20 protein-coding genes are annotated in these 20,376 nt (G+C 71.6%); 8 read left to right on the plus strand and 12 right to left on the minus strand.

Annotated elements, in window-relative coordinates; all coding sequences use genetic code 11:
* Positions 1-6 precede the first annotated feature (6 nt).
* From ACQP2T_RS31370 to ACQP2T_RS31390, 5 genes are read right to left on the minus strand one after another with little or no spacing between them, the layout of a single operon-like run.
* Positions 7-471, minus strand: coding sequence for a hypothetical protein (locus ACQP2T_RS31370; protein WP_433519659.1), 465 nt, complete (start codon positions 469-471; stop codon positions 7-9).
* Positions 468-1,430, minus strand: a complete 963-nt coding sequence (locus ACQP2T_RS31375; RefSeq protein ID WP_433519660.1) for an FAD:protein FMN transferase — start codon at positions 1,428-1,430, stop codon at positions 468-470. Before ACQP2T_RS31375 ends, ACQP2T_RS31370 begins: the two co-directional genes overlap by 4 nt.
* 57 nt (positions 1,431-1,487) lie before the next feature.
* Positions 1,488-2,522, minus strand: a complete 1,035-nt coding sequence (locus tag ACQP2T_RS31380; protein ID WP_433519661.1) for a zinc-binding dehydrogenase — start codon at positions 2,520-2,522, stop codon at positions 1,488-1,490.
* Positions 2,523-2,563: 41 nt separating this feature from the next.
* A complete protein-coding gene (locus ACQP2T_RS31385; protein ID WP_433519662.1) occupies positions 2,564-3,541 on the minus strand; it encodes an aldo/keto reductase in 978 nt (325 codons plus the stop codon).
* Between the two features lie 40 nt (positions 3,542-3,581).
* Positions 3,582-4,973 carry an MFS transporter gene (locus tag ACQP2T_RS31390; RefSeq protein WP_433519663.1) on the minus strand — a complete coding sequence of 464 codons (1,392 nt, stop codon included), beginning with the start codon at positions 4,971-4,973 and terminating at the stop codon, positions 3,582-3,584.
* A 168-nt stretch (positions 4,974-5,141) separates the two neighbouring features.
* Between ACQP2T_RS31390 and ACQP2T_RS31395 the strand changes: the two genes are divergently transcribed.
* Both ACQP2T_RS31395 and ACQP2T_RS31400 read left to right on the plus strand, forming a co-directional pair.
* Positions 5,142-6,035, plus strand: a complete 894-nt coding sequence (locus tag ACQP2T_RS31395) for a helix-turn-helix transcriptional regulator (RefSeq protein ID WP_433519664.1) — start codon at positions 5,142-5,144, stop codon at positions 6,033-6,035.
* A gap of 29 nt (positions 6,036-6,064) precedes the next feature.
* Positions 6,065-6,667: a class I SAM-dependent methyltransferase gene (locus ACQP2T_RS31400; RefSeq protein ID WP_433519665.1), complete on the plus strand. Its 603-nt coding sequence runs from the start codon at positions 6,065-6,067 to the stop codon at positions 6,665-6,667.
* Here the strand turns inward: ACQP2T_RS31400 and ACQP2T_RS31405 are convergent.
* Both ACQP2T_RS31405 and ACQP2T_RS31410 read right to left on the minus strand, forming a co-directional pair.
* Positions 6,664-7,851, minus strand: coding sequence for an MFS transporter (locus ACQP2T_RS31405; protein WP_433519666.1), 1,188 nt, complete (start codon positions 7,849-7,851; stop codon positions 6,664-6,666). The genes ACQP2T_RS31400 and ACQP2T_RS31405 overlap by 4 nt on opposite strands.
* Positions 7,852-7,907: 56 nt before the next feature.
* Positions 7,908-8,879 (minus strand): ArsR family transcriptional regulator, encoded by a 972-nt coding sequence (locus ACQP2T_RS31410; protein WP_433519667.1) that lies wholly within the window; start codon positions 8,877-8,879, stop codon positions 7,908-7,910.
* Between the two features lie 120 nt (positions 8,880-8,999).
* Here ACQP2T_RS31410 and ACQP2T_RS31415 point away from each other — a divergent pair, with 120 nt between their 5' ends.
* The 6 genes from ACQP2T_RS31415 to ACQP2T_RS31440 are packed head-to-tail and all read left to right on the plus strand — an operon-like array spanning position 9,000 to position 16,953.
* On the plus strand, positions 9,000-9,938 hold the full coding sequence (locus ACQP2T_RS31415) for a carbohydrate ABC transporter permease (RefSeq protein WP_433519668.1): 939 nt from the start codon (positions 9,000-9,002) through the stop codon (positions 9,936-9,938).
* On the plus strand, positions 9,938-10,759 hold the full coding sequence (locus ACQP2T_RS31420) for a carbohydrate ABC transporter permease (RefSeq protein WP_433519669.1): 822 nt from the start codon (positions 9,938-9,940) through the stop codon (positions 10,757-10,759). Before ACQP2T_RS31415 ends, ACQP2T_RS31420 begins: the two co-directional genes overlap by 1 nt.
* Complete coding sequence (locus ACQP2T_RS31425) at positions 10,756-13,467, plus strand: family 78 glycoside hydrolase catalytic domain (RefSeq protein WP_433519670.1); 2,712 nt, start codon at positions 10,756-10,758, stop codon at positions 13,465-13,467. The genes ACQP2T_RS31420 and ACQP2T_RS31425 overlap by 4 nt, the downstream gene beginning before the upstream one ends.
* A gap of 33 nt (positions 13,468-13,500) precedes the next feature.
* A complete protein-coding gene (locus tag ACQP2T_RS31430; protein ID WP_433519671.1) occupies positions 13,501-14,754 on the plus strand; it encodes an ABC transporter substrate-binding protein in 1,254 nt (417 codons plus the stop codon).
* A gap of 53 nt (positions 14,755-14,807) precedes the next feature.
* On the plus strand, positions 14,808-15,683 hold the full coding sequence (locus ACQP2T_RS31435) for a dihydrodipicolinate synthase family protein (RefSeq protein ID WP_433519672.1): 876 nt from the start codon (positions 14,808-14,810) through the stop codon (positions 15,681-15,683).
* Between the two features lie 40 nt (positions 15,684-15,723).
* On the plus strand, positions 15,724-16,953 hold the full coding sequence (locus ACQP2T_RS31440) for a sialidase family protein (RefSeq protein WP_433519673.1): 1,230 nt from the start codon (positions 15,724-15,726) through the stop codon (positions 16,951-16,953).
* A 7-nt stretch (positions 16,954-16,960) separates the two neighbouring features.
* Here the strand turns inward: ACQP2T_RS31440 and ACQP2T_RS31445 are convergent, their stop codons facing one another.
* The 5 genes from ACQP2T_RS31445 to trpB form a co-directional block, all read right to left on the minus strand.
* Entirely contained in the window at positions 16,961-17,272 is a 312-nt protein-coding gene (locus ACQP2T_RS31445; RefSeq protein WP_433519674.1) for a type II toxin-antitoxin system PemK/MazF family toxin, read from the minus strand.
* Positions 17,269-17,520, minus strand: a complete 252-nt coding sequence (locus tag ACQP2T_RS31450) for a hypothetical protein (RefSeq protein WP_358548269.1) — start codon at positions 17,518-17,520, stop codon at positions 17,269-17,271. Before ACQP2T_RS31450 ends, ACQP2T_RS31445 begins: the two co-directional genes overlap by 4 nt.
* An 81-nt stretch (positions 17,521-17,601) precedes the next feature.
* Entirely contained in the window at positions 17,602-18,357 is a 756-nt protein-coding gene (locus tag ACQP2T_RS31455) for a GntR family transcriptional regulator (RefSeq protein WP_433519675.1), read from the minus strand.
* A gap of 9 nt (positions 18,358-18,366) precedes the next feature.
* Positions 18,367-19,164 (minus strand): tryptophan synthase subunit alpha, encoded by a 798-nt coding sequence (trpA, locus tag ACQP2T_RS31460; RefSeq protein ID WP_433519676.1) that lies wholly within the window; start codon positions 19,162-19,164, stop codon positions 18,367-18,369.
* Positions 19,161-20,366: a tryptophan synthase subunit beta gene (trpB, locus tag ACQP2T_RS31465; RefSeq protein ID WP_433519677.1), complete on the minus strand. Its 1,206-nt coding sequence runs from the start codon at positions 20,364-20,366 to the stop codon at positions 19,161-19,163. The genes trpA and trpB overlap by 4 nt, the downstream gene beginning before the upstream one ends.
* Positions 20,367-20,376 lie beyond the last annotated feature (10 nt).

Consider the following 20,376-nt stretch of genomic DNA (forward strand, 5'->3'; position numbering starts at 1 on the left):
AGCGGGTCAGTTCGCCGCTTGGCTCTTGATCTGTTCCAGAGCGTCGTTGAAACCGACCGGAGTGCCGCTGGAGCCGGCCGTGCGGGACAGGCGGACGTCATCGATGTCCCTGCCGACGACCGTCTGGGGCACGGCGGTGGCGAAGCGTTCCTGGTAGTCGCGGGAGGTCGGATTGGTGGCGTGCGGTGCGACGGCCACTCGGGTGATCACGTCGTCGTCGAGCGTGAGCGTCACGGTGATGTGGGAGGGCCCGCCGCCGTAGGTGCCGGTGGCGATGTAGGCGCCGTCGCGGTACTGGGAGCCTCCTCGCGCCGGCGCGGATGGCGGTGACGAGGGAGTCGACGAGGGCGACCCTGGGGATGCGGTGCCGGCCTCGGGCTCAGTGCCGGCCGAGCAGGCTGCGCCGGTCAACGCGAAGGTCGAGGCGGCGATCGTGAGCAGCACTGTGGCGGTGCGGTTCTGGGCGGTCATGAGCGGTCCTCGTGTGCTTCGGGGCCGAACAGGCCACCGGGGAATCGGGATGAGATCTCAGCGCGTCCGTCATCTAGCAGTCGAACGTAGTCAAAGGCGAACGAGTGCCCGAGCGTGCGCGGGTCGGTGACGAACAGGGCCGTGGCCAGGGCGTCGGCGCGGGCGGCGTCGTCCGCGACGACCCAGGTCGCCACCACCCGCGCGGCCGGGATCCCGGTGCGAGCGTCCAGGATGTGGTGCAGGCCGTCCCCCCAGGAGCGCCGGTTGACGGCCGAGGCGCACAGCGCCCGATCGCGCAGCTCGGCGACGCCGATCACCCGGGACGGGTCGGCGGGGTGCTCCAGCCCGATCCGGATCGGGTGTGGGCCGGCATGGCGCAGGTCACCGCCCGCGTCCACCACGAATGCGCCGATCCCGGATTCGGTGAGCAGGGCGGCGACAAGGTCGACCAGATACCCCTTGCCCGCGGCCCCGACGTCCACGACGACCGGCCCACCAGTGGTGAGCACCGTCCCCTCCCGTACCGTGTCGCATCCCCAGACTGGCCGCGGTCCGGCAGGCCGGGCCGCGGGCGTGACGGGCCGCAGGGTGTAGGCCGCGTCGTAGCCGAGCAGTTCCAGCTCGCGGCCCACCAGCGGGTCGATGGCGCCGCCGGTGACAGCGGCCAGCCGGTCGTACAGGTCGAACAGGGCGGCGGCGTCCTCGGGGAAGAAGAACCGGCCGCCCTGTTGCGCGGCGGCGATCCGGGAGACCAGCGAGTCCGGCCGGAAGCGCGAGTAGGCCAGATCGAACCGCTCGATCCGGTCCTGGATCCGCGCCCGCGCCCGCCCGTCCAGCGGCCGGCGGGTCTCGATCTCCCAGCGCGTGCCGATGGCGTCGAACGCCCAGATCGCCTTGGCCGGCCTGCCGCCCTGCGCCGTGCCGGTCGCCGGAGCGGGATCCTTCGTGAGCATGGTCATGCCTTCATAGGTGGGATGCCGGGAAGCGGCTGCTTTTGCCCGGCGCTCTGTCGAAGATCAGGGGCGGATGAGCGCCTTGAGAGCTTCGCGGTCGGCCATGGCGCGGTAAGCGTCGGGGACCTCTTCCAGGCCGACGGTGCGGTCGAAGACGCGGCCCGGGTCGATGACGCCGTTCAGGATGTCGGGCATGAGTTCCTCGATGTAGGCGCGGGCCGGTGAGACGCCGCCGGTCAGGGTGATGTTCCGCATGATCATGGCAGGGCCGATGGGGCCGTTCTCGTACTGCGGAACGCCCAAGCGGCTGATCGTGCCGCCGTCGATGACGGCGGTGAAGGCGGTGCGCAGGGCCTCCAGGGCGCCGACCGCCTCCACGACGCGGTCGACGCCGTCGCCGCCGGTCAGCTCGCGCACCCGGGTCGCGCCTTCGTCGCCGCGTTCGGCCACGACGTCGGTGGCGCCGAAGTCGCGGCCCAGGTCGGTGCGGTCGGTGTGCCTGCCCATGAGGATGATCTGTTCGGCGCCCAGACGCTTGGCAGCGAGGACGGCGGACAGGCCGACCGCGCCGTCGCCGATGACCAGGACGCGGTCGCCGCGCCGGACGCCGGCGGTGACGGCGCCGTGGTGGCCGGTGCCCAGCACGTCCGAGAGCGTCAGCAGGGACGGCAGCAGCGGGCTGCTCTCTTCCACGGGGAGCTTGACCAAGGTGCCGTCGGCCTGGGGGACCCGCACTGCCTCGCCCTGGCCGCCGTCCACGCCGTCCAAGCCGTAGCGGCCGCCGTGGCGGCAGGAGGGCTGCAGGCCCTTGCGGCAGAAATCGCAGGTGTTGTCGCAGTAGGTGAAGGGTGCGACGACCAGGTCGCCCGGCTTCAGGGCGCTCACCTGGGAGCCGGTGTCCTCGATCACGCCGAGGAACTCGTGCCCCATCGGGCGCCCGGTGGCGGTGGCGGGCATGGACTTGTACGGCCACAGGTCGCTGCCGCACACGCAGGACAGCACCACGCGGACGATCGCGTCGGTGGGCCGCTGGATCTTCGGGTCGGGCCGGTTCTCGACGCGGACGTCGCCGGCACCGTACATCACGGCTGCACGCATGACGTGCTCCTCTCAGATGAAGGGCGGAGCTGGGGCGCGGGTCAGCGCTCCAGCATCCGCAGGCCGGCCTCGGTGTGGGTGTCGCCGGCGGCCGGGGGCAGGCTGGACAGCGCCGCGAGCCGCTCATCCGACAGCCGGATGCCGTCGGCGGCGGTGTTCTCCTCGACCCGGCTCACGCGCTTGGTGCCGGGGATGGGAGCGATGTCGTCGCCCTGGGCCAGCACCCAGGCCAGCGCGACCTGCGCCGGGGTGGCGCCTGCTGCGGCGGCGATGGCCTGGACCTCGTCGACCAGGCGCAGGTTGTGCTGGAAGTTCTCACCGGTGAAGCGCGGGTTGCCGTGCCGGAAGTCGCCTTCGGCGAAGCCGTCGGTGGAACGGATCTGCCCGGTCAGGAAGCCGCGCCCCAGCGGCGAGAAGGGCACCAGGCCGATGCGCAGCTCGCGCAGCACCGGCAGCACCCGCTCCTCCAGGCCCCGGGTGAACAGGGAGTATTCCGACTGCACGGCGGTGACGGGGTGCACGGCGTGCGCGCGGCGGATGGTGTCCGGCCCGGCCTCCGACAGGCCGATGTGGCGGATCTTGCCCTGCTCCACCAGCTCGGCCAGCGCGCCCACGGTCTCCTCGATCGGCGTGTTCGGGTCGACCCGGTGCTGGTAGTACAGGTCGATGTAGTCGGTGCCCAGCCGCTTCAGCGATCCCTCGACCGAGGTGCGGATGTTGGCCGGGCTGCTGTCGAGGGTCCACGGGCCCGCGCCGGCGTGCGCGATCAGGCCGAACTTCGTCGCCAGCACCACTCCCTCGCGGCGGCCCTTCAGGGCCCGGCCGAGGAGCTCCTCGTTGGTGTACGGCCCGTAGATCTCGGCCGTGTCGATGAAGGTGACACCCAGTTCCAGGGCCCGGTGGATGGTACGGATGGATTCGGCCTCGTCGGTGCCGGAGCCGGTGTAGCCGTGGGACATGCCCATCGCGCCCAGCCCGATGCGGGAAACGTCCAGGTCACGCAGTTTGATGTGCTTCATCGTTGCCATCTCCAATGGATCGATACCTTGATGGGTGTGGTCATCCCTCGCGAGGGACGGGCTTGAGCAGCAGGCTGACCGCGGCGGTCGCCGCCAGCGCGGCCACGGCGATCATCAGGCCGGTGTGCAGGCCGGTCACGAAGCCGGTCCGGTCGGCGACCAGGGCGCCGAAGACCGCCACGGCCAGGGCGCCGCCGGTCTGGCGTGAGGCGTTGAGCACGCCGCCGGCGGTTCCGGCGCGTTCGGCGGGGACCCGGTCGAGCAACAGCGCGGTCAGCGACGGTACGGCCAGAGCGCCGCCGGTCCCGACCGGGATCATGAGAACGACCAGCAGCCACGTGGGCGCCGTCGCGGGGGCGGCGATGAGGGCCGCCAGCCCCGCCGCCATGAGACCCTGCCCGGTGATGATCGGCATCCGTGCGCCGAACCTCGCCGACAACCACGCGGAGGTCGGGCTCACGAAGGCGGTCAGCAGGGCCATCGGCACGAAGGCCAGGCCGGTGGAGAGCGCGGACAGGCCCCGCATCTCCTGCAAGTACAGGCCGAGCAAGAAGATCATGCCGTAGAAACCGACATTCATCGCGAAGCCCACCGCTCCCGAGATCGCCATGGTCCGCGAACGCAGCAGTGGCAGCGGCACCATCGGATGCTTCCCGCGCGCCTGCGCCGCCACGAACACCACCGCCGCCACCACGGCGGTGGCCAGCGCGAGCAGCACCGGGGGTGCGGCCAAGCCGACGGCCCCGGCCTCGATGGCCCCGTACGTCAGGGCACTCATCGCCGCGACCGCGGCGATCTGCCCGATCCAGTCGATCGGCGCCTCCCGACGCGGGGAACGCGCGGTGCGCGTGAGCAGGAACAGCGCCACCGACCCCACGGGAACGTTGACGAAGAAGATCATCCGCCAGTCGATCAGGGTCAGCAGACCACCGGCGACCGGACCGGCCGCCGACCCCACCGAGCCGCCGAGTCCCCACATGGAGATCGCCCACGCCCGCCTGGCGCTGTCGGGGAACGCCTCACGGATCAGCGCCAGCGTGGCCGGGAGCATCACCGCCGCACCCGCGCCCTGCGCCAGACGCGCCGCGACCAGCACGCCCAGGTTCGGGGCCAGGCCGCACGCGGCGGAGGAGGCGACGAACACCGCCAGCCCGACCGCGTACGCCTGCCGTGCGCCGATTCGATCGGCCACCGACCCGGCCGACAGCAGCAGCGCGGCGAACATGAGCGTGTAGCCGTCCACGACCCACTGCAGCCCCGCCATGCCGCCCCCGAGGCCCCGTCCGATCGCGGGCAGCGCGACGTTGACGACGAGCGCGTCAAGGGTGATCACGAAGAACCCCAGGAGCGCGGCGATCAGCGCCGGGCCAGAGCCGAAACGGCCGTCAGCGGGATCACCGATCGAGGACGTGGGAAGGGTGGCGGTGGACAAGGGATGGATCTCCTGACGAAAGGGACAGCGACATCGTCACCAACATCCATCGTGCTCAGCGCATTCGCGCGGTGGCAGACCGCGCTGTGCCGGGGAGTCGTGTTCAGGGGTGTGACAGGGCCCCCCTCGGCCGCACGGTTCGCGGCCGGCGGCTGTAACACTGAAAGCATGGCTGAGCAGCACAACGACGGCGGCGGCAGCGAGCTGGGCCGCTTTCTGCGCGCCCGTCGCACCCAGATCACCCCCGCCGAGGTCGGCCTGACCGCCGGTCCCGGCCTGCGCCGCACTCCGGGCCTGCGCCGGGAGGAACTCGCCACCCTGGCCGGCGTCAGCATCGACTACTACACCAGGCTGGAGCGCGGTAAGGAGACCCGGCCCAGCCCCGCCGTCATCGACGCCCTCGGCCGCGCCCTGCGTCTGGACGAGGACGAACACGAGCACCTGCGCAGCCTCGCCGCCCGGGCCGCCCGCTACGCGCCCGAACCGCCGCCCCCGCCCAGCCGTACGGTCCGCCCGCACCTGAAGCTCCTGCTGCAGACCATGCGCCCGAACCCGGCCTACATCATCAGCCGCAGCATGGACCTGCTCGCCTGCAACCCCGGCGGGCTCGCCCTGTACGCCGGGATCGACGACTGGCCGGCCAAGCAACGCAACCTGGCCCGTTACCTGTTCCTCCACCCCACAGCTCGCGAGCTGTTCCCCGACTGGGAGATCCAGGTCCGCGGCTGCGTCGCCCGGCTGCGCGCCCTGGCCGGCACCGACCCCGACGCCCCCGACCTCACCAACCTCGTCGGCGAACTCCTGCTCAAGAGCCCCGACTTCGCCAAGCTCTGGGAACGCTACGAGGTCACCGGTCGTAAGAACGCCCGCAAGACCTTCCGTCACCCTCACGTCGGGACGATCACCCTCGACGTCCAGAGCATGCACCTGGAGGGCACTCCCGGCCAGCGCCTGGCCGTGTACGTCGCCGAACCCGGCACCCCCGACTACGACGCGATGGTCCTGCTCGACCTGTCCACCCCTCACCACGCCGCGCGGACGGCCGAAGAGCGCCAACGCTGACTCACCAGGGGCTCTGGCAAAATGATCAAATGCCAGAAAAGGGCCGCAGGCGATGGAACCACAACATTCATTACCACCCCCGCATCCTCCACGCCGTCCCCGATGGCGCCCGGCGGGCCCTCGACGTCGGCTGCGGCGAAGGCATGCTCGCCCGCGAACTGCGGCGGGCCGTGCCGGAGGTCATCGGCATCGATCTCGACGCGCCCAGCATCGACCAGGCCCGTGAGCAGTCGGACGACGTCGACTACGTCCTCGGCGACTTCCTCACCCACCCGTTCGAGCCCGCCTCGTTCGATGTCGTCGCGTCGGTGGCCACCCTGCATCACATGGACGCCGTCAGCGGGCTGGCCCGAATGCGCGACCTGCTGCGTCCCGGTGGCGTCCTGGCCATCGTCGGCCTTGCCCGCAGCACCATGCCCAGGGATCTGCCGCGCGCCCTCGCCGGCGTCGCGGTCGGCACTTTCCACCGCGTCAGGAAGGGCCTCTGGCAGCATTCGTCTCCTACCGTGTGGCCGCCTCCGGTGACGTATCCGCAGATGCGCGCGCTGGCCGCGGAGATCCTGCCCGGTTCCCAGTACCGCCGCCACCTGCTGCTGCGCTACAGCATCGTCTGGCGGAAGCCGAAGGACTAAGCCTGCCTTTCCCGCCGTGCGACGGCGGGCATCAGGGCGAAGGCGAACACCACGCACAGGACGCCCGTCGCGGCACAGGCCCACCACAGCATCCCGGCCTGGAACAGTACGGCGCCGACGGCCGGTCCGGCGAAGCGGGCGATGGCGGTGGTCCAGCCGTACAGGGCCTGGTAGGTGCCGTGGGCGCCGTCCGGGGTGAGGTCGGCGATCAGTGCCGCCTCGAAGCCCGCCATGCCGATCTCGCCGATCGACCACAGCACCACCGTGACCACGTAGTGCCACGGCCGGTCGGCCATGCCGGTCAGGGCCAGGCCGAGGCCTACCACGGTCATGGAGACGCCGAGGACCGGCAGCCGGGGCAGGCGCGACAGCCAGGAGATGAACAGCGGCTGGAAGATCACGACGATCGCGCCGTTGACCGTGATGAGCAGCCCGTACAGGGATGCCGGGAGTCCGTCGGCGGCCAGGGCCAGGGGCAGCGCGTACGAGGCCTGCGCGTACAGGATCAGGCCGAGCAGCAGGAAGGCCAGCGCGGCCAGCAGTACCCGGTCGCGGGCCGCGATGGCGTAGCCGTTGCGCGCGGGTCTGGCGGCGGCCTTGTCGTGGCCGCGGGGGATGCCGACGGCCACGATCACGGCGAAGGCGACGCTGGTGGCCACGTCCAGGATGACCAGGAGCCAGAAGCCGTGGGCGAGCAGGAGTCCGGCGACGGCGCCGGCCGCGGCGGTGCCCACGTTGACCGCCCAGTGCATGAGCCCGAAGGCCTTCGCCCGCAGGTGCGCCGGTGTGGTCTCGGCGACCAGGGCCGAGGCGGCGGGCCGGTAGACGTCGCCCGCCAGCCCCATGGCCAGGGCCGCGGTCATCAGCCAGGTCAGGCTGCCGGCGGCCGCGATGAGGATCAGGCAGGCCGCGGTGGCGAGCAGTCCGCCGATGAGGGTGACGCGGCGGCCGAACCGGTCGGCCAGGTAGCCGCCCAGCGGCTGCCCGCCCAGGCCGCCCAGCCCGTACGCGGAGATCACGGCGGCGATCTGCGCGGCCGCGTACCCCCGCCCGGTCAGGTAGAACACGAGGAAGGGCAGCACGACCCCGCCGAACCTGTTGACCAGCTGGCCGGAGAACAGTAGCCAGAACACCTTGGGCAGCCCCTGGAACACGGGGGTGGGGGCGGGAGCCGTGATCGTCATGAGTGCATGGTGCGGGCGGCCCTCGGCGCGGGGCGACACATTCGGCCTGCGCCGAATCAGTCGTCCAGCAGGGCCTGGGCGCGCGGGGTTCGTACGTAGAGCATGGCCCGGCCGACGCGGTGCTTGGTGACCAGGCCCGCGGACAGCAGCAGGGAGAGCTGCTCGGAGACGTTGGCGGGGGACAGGCCGGTGCGCCGGGACAGGTCCGTGGTGGAGGCGGGGGTGTCGAGCTCGGCCAGCAGCAGCGCACGGGAGCGGCCGATGACGGCGGCCAGGGCGTCGGGGGCGGGCGCGGTGCCGCGTTCCCACAGCGTGGCGACGGCGCGTACGGGGTAGGTGATGGCCGCCTGGCCGGGGGAGTCGGTGCGGTAGAGCAGTCTGGGCCAGACGAAGACGGACGGGGCTAGTAACAGGCCCTCGCCGTTCAGCGTCCGGGACAGCTCTTTCGGGCGGTCGTCCAGGTAGAGGGTGCGATCTTCCCAGCGGATGGCCGTGTGCATGTCCGCGAACACGCCGGCGGGGCCGCGTTCGGCGTACTGCCGGGCGCGGTAGAGCAGGTCGCCTTCGAGGAGGCTGCGCATGCGCGGCCAGTGCGGTGCCATGGCGAGCTGCCAGAAGGCCTCGATGGCGTGCGTCAGCCGGTCAAGCCCTGGGCCCGGATCCTGGTACAGCTCCAGGGCGCGGCCGGTCAGCGAGCCGGGGATCTCGGCGGCCATACGGTCGAGGTCCGTGCGGATGATCTCGTGCGGGGTGGCGCGCAGGACCGCCAGCTCGCCGGCCAGGTCCGGGGTCGGGCTGGTGGGGACGGGACACAGGAAGTCGGGGATGTAACCGGCGCCGGTGATGAGGTCGAGCAGCGGGGCCGACTCGCCGCCGATCAGGGGGCCTACCTGCTTGAACCACGGCAGATGCAGGGGCCGCCCGGCGGGGGTGCGCAGCGCTTGGATGCCGGCGGAGACCTCCCTGAGCGGGGAGTAGGCGAACCTGATGGAGGTCAGGTCGTAGGCGGAGAACGCCACCGTGAGCATGCCAGGGACCCCTTGGATTCGGCTACGGCCGAAGGTATCGCAGGAGCCCGGACCATCTTGACGCACGCTCTTTGTTAACGGTTAACTGACCACCGTTAACGGTGAACGGAAGGTTTCGGAGTGCTCACGTCGAAGAGGCCCACAACGCGCCCCCAAGCGCCGCGAACGGACGGCGGTGGGCGGCGCGGGCCGGCGGCGCCGTCGCGGAAGCTGCTGTGGTTCGCGCTGCCCGCGCTCGCCTTCTACGGGTTCGCCGTCGTGGTGCCGACCCTGCGCGGCGGGGCGCTCGCCTTCACCGACTGGGACGGGCTCTCCCCGGACTACAACTTTGTCGGCTTCGACAACTTCGCCCGCATCTTCTCCTCGGACAGTTCGCTCGAAGCGCTCACCATGACGCTCATCTTCGCGCTCGCGATCACGGTGCTGCAGAACGGCGTCGGGCTGCTGCTCGCGGTCGGTCTGCACACGGGCCTGAAGACGCGCAACGTGCTGCGCGTGGTCTTCTTCGCCCCGGTCGTGATCACGCCGGTCGTGGTCGCGTACCTGTGGAAGTTCATGCTCACGCCGGACGGCGCGGTCAACGGCCTGCTAGAGGCGGTCGGGCTGGGCGCGCTGCGGCAGAGCTGGCTCGGTGACCCGACGTGGGCGGCGGTGTCGGTGGTCATGATCGTGGTGTGGCAGCACGCCGGCTACTCGATGGTGATCTACCTGGCGGGCCTGCAGTCGATCTCGCCCGAGGTGATCGAGGCGGCGGCGGTGGACGGCGCGGGCGCGTGGCGCCGCTTCTGGTCGGTGACCTGGCCGCTGCTGGCCACCGCGACCACGATCAACGTGATGCTGACCCTGATCGGCGGATTCAAGATGTTCACCGAGGTGTACGTGCTCACGGGCGGCGGGCCTGGCGGGGCGACGGAGACGCTCTCCACGCTGCTCTACAAGTCGGCCTTCCAGTTCGACCAGTTCGGGTACGGCATCGCGCTCGCCCTCGTGCTGGCCGTCATCGTCGCGGTGTTCTCGGTCGCGCAGTACCGGATGTCCAACCGGCAGGCGGTGAGCTGATGTTCCGCTACACCAAGGGCGTGTTCGCGCGCGAGGTCGTCATGCTCCTGGCCGCCCTCGTGTTCGTGTTGCCGGTCTACATCCTGGTCAACCTGTCCCTGCGGCCGGCCGGCGACGCCTCGTCGCCGCTGCGGCCGGTGACGGCGCCGACCTTCGGCAACTATCTCGCCGCCTGGGAGCAGGCGGGCCTGGCGGGCGCGCTGGTCAACAGCGCGATCGTGACGGGCGTCAGCGTGGTGCTGATCGTGGTCATCTCCTCGATGGCGGCCTACCCGCTGGCGCGGATCACCTCGAAGCTGTCGTCCACCGTCTTCTGGCTGGTGCTGGCCGGCATGCTGATCCCGTTCCAGGTGGCACTCATTCCGCTCTACCAGACCATGCGCGACGTCGGGCTGCTCGGCTCGCTGTGGGCGCTGGTGATCCTCTACGCCGGCATGCAGGTGCCGTTCTCGATCTTCCTCTACACCGGGTTCCTGCGCGCGATCCCGAGGGAGTACGAGGAGGCGGCCTCGATCGACGGCGCGGGCGCGCTGCGTACCTTCCGCAGCGTCATCTTCCCGCTGCTGCGCCCGGTCACCGGCACCGTCGGCATCCTGAACGCGATCACCGTGTGGAACGACTTCCTGGTTCCGCTGCTGTATCTGAGCGGAACGCCGCAACAGACGGTGACGGTCGCGTTGTACGCCTTCGTCGGGCAGTACGTGTCGAACTGGCCGATCGTGTTCGCCGGCCTGGTGATCAGCATCCTGCCGGTGCTGGTCGTCTACTTCCTGCTGCAACGCAGGATCATCAGCGGTTTCGCGGGAGGGCTGAAGGGATGACCGGATTGCGACCTTATGAGCTGCGGACCGGCGGGCAGCACGAGCCGGTGGGCGTCGTCGCCGCGCCCTCGTTCTCCTGGCGGCTGCAATCGGAGCGGCGTGGCGCGCGCCAGCGCTCCTACCGCCTCCGGGTGCGGCACCTGCCGGCGACCGGCGGCGCGGTGCTGGTGTGGGACTCCGGCGTGGTGGAGTCGGACAGCACTGTCGGCGCCCGTTACGGCGGCGGGCCGCTGGTGACGTCGTCGGCCTACGAATGGGAGGTCGAGGTCGAGGACGAGACGGGCGCGCGGACGGTGGCGCGGGCCCGGTTCGGCACCGGGGTGGTGCACGCGGGGGAGTGGCGGGCCGCCTGGATCGGCCGTAACCCGATCTACCACCAGGTGGCCTCGCCGCCCCAGGACACCGACATCAGCTACACGGTGAACAAGCTGCAGCCGGTGCGCCGCTTCGTCCACGGCTTCGACCTGACCGAGGTGCCGGCGTCGGCTCGGGTGCACGCGTCGGCGAAGGGCGTCTACCGGCTCTACGTCAACGGCCGCCGGGTCGGGCAGGACGAGCTGGTGCCGGGCTGGACCGAGTACCGGGAGCGGATCACGTACCAGACCTGGGACGTGACCGCCCTGCTGCGGCCCGGCCGCAACACGGTCGCGGCGCTGCTGGGCGACGGCTGGTACGTGGGCTTCATCGGCACCGACCGCCGCCACCAGGCTCAGCACTACGGCACCGAGCCCGCGCTGCTGGTGCAGCTCGACGTGGACGGGGCGGACGGCTCGCGCCGGTCGATCGTCAGCGGCGAGGGGTGGAAGGAGTCGCCGAGCGACATCCTCTACGCCGACCTGCTGATGGGCCAGTACGAGGACTCGCGCCGCGCCGAACCGGGCTGGGAGCTGCCGGGACACGACACCTCGGCCTGGTCGGCGGCCGTGGTGACCTCCCGCGATACCTCCACGCTGGTCCCGGAGGCCGACCCGGCGGTGCGGGTGACGGGCCGGGTGCCCGCGGTCGCGGTGACGCCGCGGGGCGACGGGCGGTTCGTGGTCGACTTCGGGCAGAACGTGGTCGGCCGCGTCGCCCTCACCCTGACGGGCCAGCCCGCCGGCACCCGGGTCCAGCTCACCCACGCCGAGGTGCTCGACGAGCACGGCGACCTCTATACGGCGAACCTGCGCACCGCCGAACCCGTGGACGTCTTCTGGACCGACGGCTCTCCGGCGCAGGTGTTCGAGCCCCGCTTCACCCTGCACGGATTCCGCTACACCGAGGTCTCCGGCCTGACCGGGGACCTCGCCCCCGAGCAGGTCGAGGCGGTCGTGCTGCACAACGGCTTCGCGCTGACCGGCGCGTTCGAGACCTCCAGCGCGGACCTGAACGCGCTGGCCTCGAACATCACCTGGAGCCTGCGGGGCAACTTCGTGTCGATCCCGACCGACTGCCCGCAGCGCGACGAGCGGCTCGGCTGGCTGGCCGACGCGCAGGTGTTCACGCCTACCGCGCTGCTGCTGGCCGACGTCGCCCCGCTGCTGCGCCGCTGGCTGCGGGACGTGCGCCTCGGCCAGTCCGCGGACGGCGCGTTCCCCGACCTCTCGCCCCGCCTCATCCACCTGCGGGAAGGCGCGCCGGCCTGGGGCGACGGCGGGGTGACGATCCCCTGGCACGTCTACCGCGCGAGCGGCGACGCCGACGTGCTGCGGGAGTCCGTGGACGCGATGGTCGCCTGGGTACGGCACGTCGAACGGCACAATCCCGGGCTGATCTGGCGCGAGCGCGTCGGCAACAACTACGGGGACTGGCTGCAGGTCGGCGCGGAGACCCCGAAGGACGTCCTGGCCACCGCCTACTTCGCGCACAGCGCCGAGCTGACCGCGCGCAGTCTCGCCGTGCTCGGGCGCGACGCCGAGGCGCGGGAACTGACCGGCCTCGCCGAGCGCGTCCGCGCGGCCTACCGGGCGGAGTTCGTCGGCCCCGACGGCCGCGTCCACGGCGACACCCAGGGCGCCTACCTGCTCACCCTCGCCTTCGACCTGTGCGAACCGGGGCAGCGCGATGCCGTCGCCGGGCGGCTCGTGGCGGCGATCGAACGCCGCGGCGTCTCCCTCACCTCGGGTTTCATCACGGTCGGGCTGCTGTGCCCGGTGCTGACCGCGATCGGCCGCTCGGATCTGGCGTACGCGCTGATCAACGACGACCGCTACCCGTCGTGGCTGTTCTCCGTGCGCAACGGGGCGACGACGATCTGGGAGCGCTGGGACGGCTGGACCCCGGAGGGCGGTTTCCAGTCGCCGCGGATGAACAGCTTCAACCACTACTCCCTCGGCGCGGTCGGCGAGTGGTTGTTCACCGGGGTGCTCGGCATCGGGCAGGCGCCCGGTTCGGCCGGGTACGCCGGCATCCGGCTCGCGCCGCAGCTCCACACCTCCCTGGACTGGGCGCGCGGGGCGATCGATACCCCTCGCGGGCGCGTCGCCAGTTCCTGGCGCCGCGACGAGGCGGGGTGGTGCGAATGGTCGGTCCTGATACCGCCGGGAGCGGCCGCCGAGGCCGTGCTTCCGGTGCTCTCGGCGGCGACGATCACGGAAGGCGGCGAGGCCGTCACCCGTTCGGAAGGGGTCACCGTCCAGGAGGAGCGGCAGGGGTGCACCCGGCTGCGCCTGGCATCGGGAAGCTACACCTTCCGTTTCCCGGCCGGAGCCGCGACGACGACCCACTGATTTCCCTTCGAACCCCCCTGGAGTACAACCAGCATGTTCAACCGGAAGATCGCCGCTCTCGCCGCGGCGACGCTGGCCCTGACCGCCTGCGGGTCGCAGCCGCAGGCGGCGAGCAACGAGAAGACCAAGGCGCTCACCATCGCCACGACGTCGAACAACCAGGCGCCGATGCGGGCGGTGGTCGAGGCGTACAAGAAGAAGACGGGCCTCGACATCAACGTGACCGTGGCCGACACCGCGCAGTACCAGACGACGCTGCGTACCCAGCTGTCGTCGGGGACGGCGCCCGACGTCTTCACGGTGTGGCCGGGCAGCGGCAATCCCGGCGCCATCTCCCTCCTGCAGAAGGCCGGGTACCTGGCCGACCTGTCGGACCGGCCGTGGGCCGCCAAGATCGAGCCCGGCACCGCCGAGACGATGCGGATCGGCGGCAAGACCTACGGGCTGCCGTCCAAACTCGACGCCATCGGCGCGATCTACAACGTCGCCACGCTGAAGGAGACCGGGCTGAAGACGCCGGCGACCTACACCGAGCTGCTCAAGTTCTGCGCGGACGTCAAGGCCAAGGGCAAGGTCGCCTTCGCGCTGGGCATCCAGACCGACTGGGTGACGCAGCTCATCCCGTACGCGCTGGTCGCCTCGACCGTCTACGCCGCCGACCCGTCCTTCAACGACAAGATGGCGAAGCAACAGGCGAGTTTCGCCGGCTCCGGCTGGGCGGCCGCCTTCGCCAAGTACCTGGAGATGAACAAGGCGGGCTGCTTCAACGCCGATCCGCTCGGCACCGACGTGACCGCCTCCTACAACCTGGTCAACACCGGCAAGGCCGTCGGCGTGGTGCAGGTGCTCGCCTCATACTCGCAGATCACCTCGACCGCCCCGAAGGACGCGGAGTTCGGGTTCTTCCCGCTGCCCGGCGGTGACAGCGGCACCAACCCGGTCCCGCGCGGCATCGGCGTGAGCTTCGCGGTCAACGACAAGGCCAAGAACAAGGTGAACGGCCTCGCCTTCGTCGACTGGCTGGCCACGCCGGAGGCCATCAAGGTCTGGTTCGACACCGCGCCCGGCATCCCCGCGATCCAGGGGGCCCAAGTCGAGGCGGCGTCGGCCGTGCGGACGGCGATCGACATCATCGCCGCCGGTCACACCGCGCCCTTCCCGGACTCCGGCTGGCCCAACGCGCGGGTGCAGGCCGCGCACTTCGCCGGGATCCAGCAGCTCTTCTCCGGACAGGCGGACGCCGAGCAGGTGCTGGCCTCGATGGACGAGGCGTACAGCGCCGGGTGATCCACTCATCTGCCCCCGGAATCCCTCAATCTCCCCATCCCCGTGAAAGATCCATGACTGAAACGTCGTCACATGACATCATCGCCGCCGTACCCGTGTCGTTCGCCGAGGACGGCGCACTCGACCTGGCCGGGACCCGTGAGATCCTCGCGTACGTCGCGGGCTCCGGGGTCCAGGGGGCGCTCGTGCTCGGCACGACCGGCGAGTTCCCGGCCCTGTCGATCGAGGAGCGCAACGCCGTCGCGGCCCTGGCCGTGGAGACGCTGCCCGGCATCCGCGTGATCGTGCACGTCGGGGCCGCCAGCCGGTTCGAGGTGTCGCGGCTCATCGCGGGCGCGCGGGCGGCCGGCGCCCGCGAGATCGCCGTGCTCACCCCGTTCTACCTGCCGACCCCACCCGAAGAGGTCTACGCGTTCTTCCGGGACGTCAGCGCGGAGGCCGGCGGGCTGGACGTGTTCGTCTACCTCTTCGAGGCGCGCACCGGCGTGGCGGTGGACGAGGAACTGCTGGTGCGGCTCGCGGGCCTGCCGAACGTCGTGGGGGTGAAGGTCAGCGGGGAATCGCTCGACACGATCGCCTCGTACCGGGCCCGCCTGCCCGAAGGGTTCCTCATCTACACCGGGAGCGACGCCGACTACGCGGCGGCGGCCGCCGCGGGCGCCGACGGGATCGTGTCCGGGGTGGCGTCGGCGTTCGCCAAGCCGTTCGTCGCGATGCGGGCCGCGCTGGAGCGCGCGGACGCCGGCATCGTGGCGCGCCTGCAGGGCGACGTGGACGAGGTGGTGGACGCGATCCGCGGCGAGCCGACGCGGATGCTCGCCGTGCACCGCCTCGCCGGACGGCCGGTCGGCCGCTCCCGCATGCCGATCCCGGAACCCGACCAGGAGGCCCTGCGGCGGCTCGCCCGCGACCTCCCGCTCCACCACTGACCACCTTGATCGCTTCGCAGCCAGCCAAATGGAGAATGCCATGACGCGTACGCGTTCACACCCCCCTGTCCGCACCGCCGCGCTCGCCCTGGCGGCCCTCCTCGCCCTGTCCGCCGCCCCGGCGCACGCCACCGTGGACGGCCCGCCGCTGAAGGTGCCCGACGGGCTCATCGACACCTCCAACACCGCCACGCTCGGCCTGGACCGCGCCGCGCGCGCCGAGACCATCACGGTCTTCGCGCCCGGCGCCGACGACCGCAAGTACAACCACGGCGTCGTGCTCATGCCGTTCAAGGGACGGCTGTACGCGCAGTGGCAGAGCTCCGCCGTGGACGAGGACGCGCCCGACACGATCGTCACCTATGCCACCAGCAAGGACGGGAAGCGGTGGTCGAAGCCGATCCCGCTCACCGCGCCGCGCACCGACGGCTACACCTCCAGCGGCGGATGGTGGACCAACGGGCGGACCCTCGTCGCCTACCTCAACGTCTGGCCACGCGCCCTGACCCCGCGCGGCGGCTACACCGAGTACGTGACCAGCAGGGACGGCCGGCACTGGAGCAGCCCCCGCAGGGTGACCGGCGCCGACGGGCAGCCGGTGAACGGCATCATCGAGCAGGACGTGAAGGCGCTGCCGGGCGGGCGGGTGCTGACCGCGTTCCACATGCAGCCCGGCCTGTTCGTCAAGCCCTACTACACCGACGACCCGCTCGGCGTCTCCGGCTGGAAGCAGGGCGACTTCACCAACCAGCCGAACACCCCGGAGATGAGCCGCGAGCTGGAGCCGAGCTGGTACCGGCGTCCGGACGGCTCGATCGTGATGGTCTTCCGCGACCAGGGCGGCGGAACCCTGCGCAAGCTCGCCGCGGTGAGCACCGACGACGGCGAGACCTGGTCGGGGTCGGTGGAGACCAACGTGCCCGACTCGCGCACCAAGCAGAGCGCGGGGAACCTGCCGGACGGCACCGCCTACCTGGTGGGCAACCCGACCGGCACCCGCAACAGGTACCCGCTGACGGTGCTGACCAGCGCCGACGGGGTGACCTTCGACAAGGCGTACAACCTGCGCACCGCCGAGGACCTGCAGCCGCGCCGCTACGAGGGCCTGTACAAGAACGCCGGGTACAGCTACCCGAAGAGCATCGTGTGGAAGGGCTCTCTGTACGCGGCGTACGGCACCAACAAGGAGGACGTACAGCTCAGCCGGGTCCCTGTCGCCGACCTCGCGCGGCGGGGCGGTGGCCACGCGACCGACCTCGGGCGCTCTTAGCCGCTGGTCATCCCGTGATGGAGAAGATCGTGCCCAGCATGCTGCGCGCGGCGGCGAGCTGGGCCTCGGGCAGGTCGCCCACCTTGCTCTTGAGCCGGGTGGCCGCCACGGTGCTGATGCGGTCGATCATGGCGGCTCGGTCGTCGCCGACGTCGACGACGAAGGCGGTCAGGGCATGCGCCAGGTCGGCGGCCTCGACGTGGGCGGTGAGCACGTTGTCGTTGTAGAGCGTGTGGTAGAAGTCGCCGGTCACGACGAGCCGGACTTCCTCACGGTCGCCGAGCTGGACGGTCCACAGCTCGCCGAATCGGTGGCTCACGCGGCCTCGCCGCGGCGCTCGTCGGCGGCCCGCGCGGTGTCGTCGGCGACGATCCGCTCGTCGGCTTCCTGGTGGGCGCTTTCGCCGTAGACCTTGGCGCGGGCGGCGGCGCTGTGGGTGGCGGCGATCTCGCGAAGGGCTCCGCGCTCCAGGACGGTGGAAACGCTGAGCCCGTTCGCCTCAGCGTGCTTGCGTACCGCCTCCAGGACCCACGGGGCGATGCTGACGGATGTTCTCTCCTTGGCCATGATCGGTATGCTACGGCCGATGCGCCGATAGTGCTACCCGTCGTAATACTCGGGCTCATACTCTCGCTGGCGCGTCGCCACCTAGCTGGTGGCGCGCCAGGTGAGGGAGAGGCCGGTCGCGGCGCGTTCGGTGCGGATCTCCATCATGGTGCCCAGGATGGTGGCATGGTCGGACACGACGGGAACGGCGTCGGGCGTATACGCGATCCGGGTGCTGACGAGCACGGCACTGCCCTCGGGCTCGTGCAGGCGGCGCGCGGCGGCGGGGTCGAGCAGGCCGGGCCGGACCACCTCGGACGCCCGGGCCACCGCCACTCCCGCCTCGGCGAGCGCCGTGTAGAGGGAGACGGTGGTGAAGTCGCGCTCGCGGATCTGGTCGGCCGCCGGCCGGCGTACCCAGGACACCTGGTGCACGGCGGGACGGCCGGCGAACTCGCGGACCCGCTCCAGCCGCAGGGCGGTGTCGCCGGGAGGCAGCCGCAGCTCCGCGGCGATCCGGGCGGGGGCCCGGCGCATCGCCCGCCCGGCCACCACGGTGCGTACGTCGTGGCCCTGTTCCCGCAGATCGTCGGCCAGGCTGCGGAGCGAGCCGAGCTGGTACGCCAGATGGGCCGGGGCCACGAACGTGCCCTTGCCGGGCCGCTGCACGATCAGCCTCTCGTCGCTGAGCTCCCGCAACGCCTGGCGCAGCGTCATGAGGGTCACCCCGTAGGAGGTGCTCAGCTCCCGTTGCGGGGGCAGGGCCTCACCGGGGGCGTAGTGTCCCGACCGGATCTTCGCGGCGAGGTCGGCGGCGATGGCGCGGTATCTCGCCTCATGCCCGGCATCGGGGGTCATCCTGGTGCGTCACTCCTGGTCGAGGGCCCGGCGCAGGGTCGCGAGAAAGGCCAGCAGGTCGTCCGGCCCGGCCCCGTCGAGCACCCGCCGCATGACCGCGGCGCCGACCACCACGCCGTCGGCGTGCCGGCCCGCCTCCCGCGCCTGGTCAGGCGTGGAAATGCCAAATCCTAGCAAGACCGGCCGGTCGGTGCCGCGTTTGATCCGCGCGGTGAGCTCCGCCGCCGAGGCGGCGAGGTCGGCCCGCTCGCCGGTGGTGCCCATCACCGACACCGCGTAGACGAATCCGCGGCTGCGGCGTGAGATCTCCGCCAGCCTCGGCTGCGGCGTCGACGGCGAGGCCAGCAGGGCCAGATCGATCCCGGCGGCGGCGGCCACGTCCGTCAGCTCGTCCGCCTCGTGCACCGGCAGGTCGGGCACGATCAGACCGCCGACGCCGGCCCGGCGCAGCGCGGCGCAGAACGCCTCGGGCCCGTCATGCAGCACCAGGTTGTAGTAGGTGCTGGCGACCAGCGGCACGCCCACGCTCTGGGCCTCGGCCAGGTCGGCGAGGATCCGGCGGGTGCTCGCCCCCCGGGCCAGCGCCGCGTTGCTCGCCTGCTGGATGGTGACGCCGTCGAGCGTGGGGTCGGAGAACGGCAGGCCGACCTCGATCGCGTCCGCTCCGGCCGCGGCGAACGCGTTCAGGTATCGCGTCCAGCCGGGCGTGACGCCCCCGGTGATGTACGGCATGAGCAGACCGCGACCGGTGTCCCGGCGGGCACGCAGATGGCGTTCGACCTCGCCCGGGGCCAGGGTGTTCGTCACAGCAGCTCCTTCAGGGTAGAGATGTCCTTGTCGCCCCGGCCGGACAGCGTCATCAGGACCGTCGATCCGGCGGCCAGTTCGCCCTCACCCGCCGCGCGGATCACCCAGGCGAGGGCGTGCGCCGATTCGAGCGCCGGGACGATGCCCTCGGTGCGCGCCAGCCGTACCGCCGCGCCGACCGCCTCCTCGTCGGTCACCGTGACGTACCGGGCCCGGCCCAGCTCGCGCAGATGGGCGTGCTCCGGGCCGACCCCCGGGTAGTCGAGCCCGGGGGCGATGGAGTGCGCCTCGACGATCTGCCCGTCGTCGTCCTGCAGGAACAGCGAGCGGCAGCCGTGCAGGACGCCGAGCCTGCCGAGGGCCGCCCCGGCGCCGCCCTCCGCCTCGACGCCGACGAAGCGCGCCGAGGTGTCGGCGAAGCCGGCGAACGTACCGGCCGCGTTGGAGCCGCCGCCGACACACGCGACCACGTGGTCCGGCACGCCGGTCCGCAGTTCGGCGGCGCACTGCGCGCGGGCCTCGTCGCCGATGACCCGCTGGAACTCCCTGACCATCCACGGGTACGGATCCGGCCCGATCACCGAGCCGACGCAGTAGTGGGAGTCGCCGGTGACGCCCACCCAGTGCCGCATGGCCTCGCTGGTCGCGTCCTTGAGCGTGCGGCTGCCTGTGGTGACCGGGATCACCTCGGCGCCCAGCATGCGCATCCGGAAGACGTTCAACGCCTGCCGCTCGATGTCGCGCTCGCCCATGAAGACCGTGGCCTCGAGCCCGAGCAGCGCGGCGGCGGTCGCGGTGGCCACCCCGTGCTGGCCCGCTCCCGTCTCGGCGATCAGCCTGCGCCGTCCCATCCGGGTGGCGAGCAGGGCCTGGCCCAGCACATTGTTGATCTTGTGCGACCCGGTGTGGGTGAGGTCCTCGCGCTTGAGGTACAGCCGCACGCCCAGCTCCTGCGACAGCCGCCGGGCCGGTGTGAGCGGGGTCGGCCGCCCGACGTGCAAGGCGAGCAGTTCCGCCAGGGCGGCGCGGAAGCCCGGATCCGCCCGCGCCTCCCGGAACGCCTCGTCCACCTCGCGGCACGCCTCCACCAGGGACTCCGGCGCGTACCGCCCGCCGTACTCGCCGAACCGGCCCCGCGCCTGGGGCTCGCCCATCGTCCCGCCTGCCGGGACGGGCTCCCGCCATGGCGACATCTCTCGCATCACATACCCA

This window comes from Nonomuraea sp. CA-143628 (assembly GCF_050942315.1).
GTDB lineage: Bacteria > Actinomycetota > Actinomycetes > Streptosporangiales > Streptosporangiaceae > Nonomuraea.

What these genes read in the sequence shown, in the direction of transcription:
- ACQP2T_RS31370 (WP_433519659.1), bottom strand. Translation starts at nt 471, where the DNA reads ATGACCGCCCAGAACCGCACCGCCACAGTGCTGCTCACGATCGCCGCC.
- ACQP2T_RS31375 (WP_433519660.1), bottom strand. Translation starts at nt 1,430, where the DNA reads ATGACCATGCTCACGAAGGATCCCGCTCCGGCGACCGGCACGGCGCAG.
- ACQP2T_RS31380 (WP_433519661.1), bottom strand. Translation starts at nt 2,522, where the DNA reads ATGCGTGCAGCCGTGATGTACGGTGCCGGCGACGTCCGCGTCGAGAAC.
- ACQP2T_RS31385 (WP_433519662.1), bottom strand. Translation starts at nt 3,541, where the DNA reads ATGAAGCACATCAAACTGCGTGACCTGGACGTTTCCCGCATCGGGCTG.
- ACQP2T_RS31395 (WP_433519664.1), top strand. Translation starts at nt 5,142, where the DNA reads ATGGCTGAGCAGCACAACGACGGCGGCGGCAGCGAGCTGGGCCGCTTT.
- ACQP2T_RS31400 (WP_433519665.1), top strand. Translation starts at nt 6,065, where the DNA reads ATGCCAGAAAAGGGCCGCAGGCGATGGAACCACAACATTCATTACCAC.
- ACQP2T_RS31405 (WP_433519666.1), bottom strand. Translation starts at nt 7,851, where the DNA reads ATGACGATCACGGCTCCCGCCCCCACCCCCGTGTTCCAGGGGCTGCCC.
- ACQP2T_RS31410 (WP_433519667.1), bottom strand. Translation starts at nt 8,879, where the DNA reads ATGCTCACGGTGGCGTTCTCCGCCTACGACCTGACCTCCATCAGGTTC.
- ACQP2T_RS31420 (WP_433519669.1), top strand. Translation starts at nt 9,938, where the DNA reads ATGTTCCGCTACACCAAGGGCGTGTTCGCGCGCGAGGTCGTCATGCTC.
- ACQP2T_RS31425 (WP_433519670.1), top strand. Translation starts at nt 10,756, where the DNA reads ATGACCGGATTGCGACCTTATGAGCTGCGGACCGGCGGGCAGCACGAG.
- ACQP2T_RS31430 (WP_433519671.1), top strand. Translation starts at nt 13,501, where the DNA reads ATGTTCAACCGGAAGATCGCCGCTCTCGCCGCGGCGACGCTGGCCCTG.
- ACQP2T_RS31435 (WP_433519672.1), top strand. Translation starts at nt 14,808, where the DNA reads ATGACTGAAACGTCGTCACATGACATCATCGCCGCCGTACCCGTGTCG.
- ACQP2T_RS31440 (WP_433519673.1), top strand. Translation starts at nt 15,724, where the DNA reads ATGACGCGTACGCGTTCACACCCCCCTGTCCGCACCGCCGCGCTCGCC.
- ACQP2T_RS31450 (WP_358548269.1), bottom strand. Translation starts at nt 17,520, where the DNA reads ATGGCCAAGGAGAGAACATCCGTCAGCATCGCCCCGTGGGTCCTGGAG.
- ACQP2T_RS31455 (WP_433519675.1), bottom strand. Translation starts at nt 18,357, where the DNA reads ATGACCCCCGATGCCGGGCATGAGGCGAGATACCGCGCCATCGCCGCC.
- trpB (WP_433519677.1), bottom strand. Translation starts at nt 20,366, where the DNA reads ATGCGAGAGATGTCGCCATGGCGGGAGCCCGTCCCGGCAGGCGGGACG.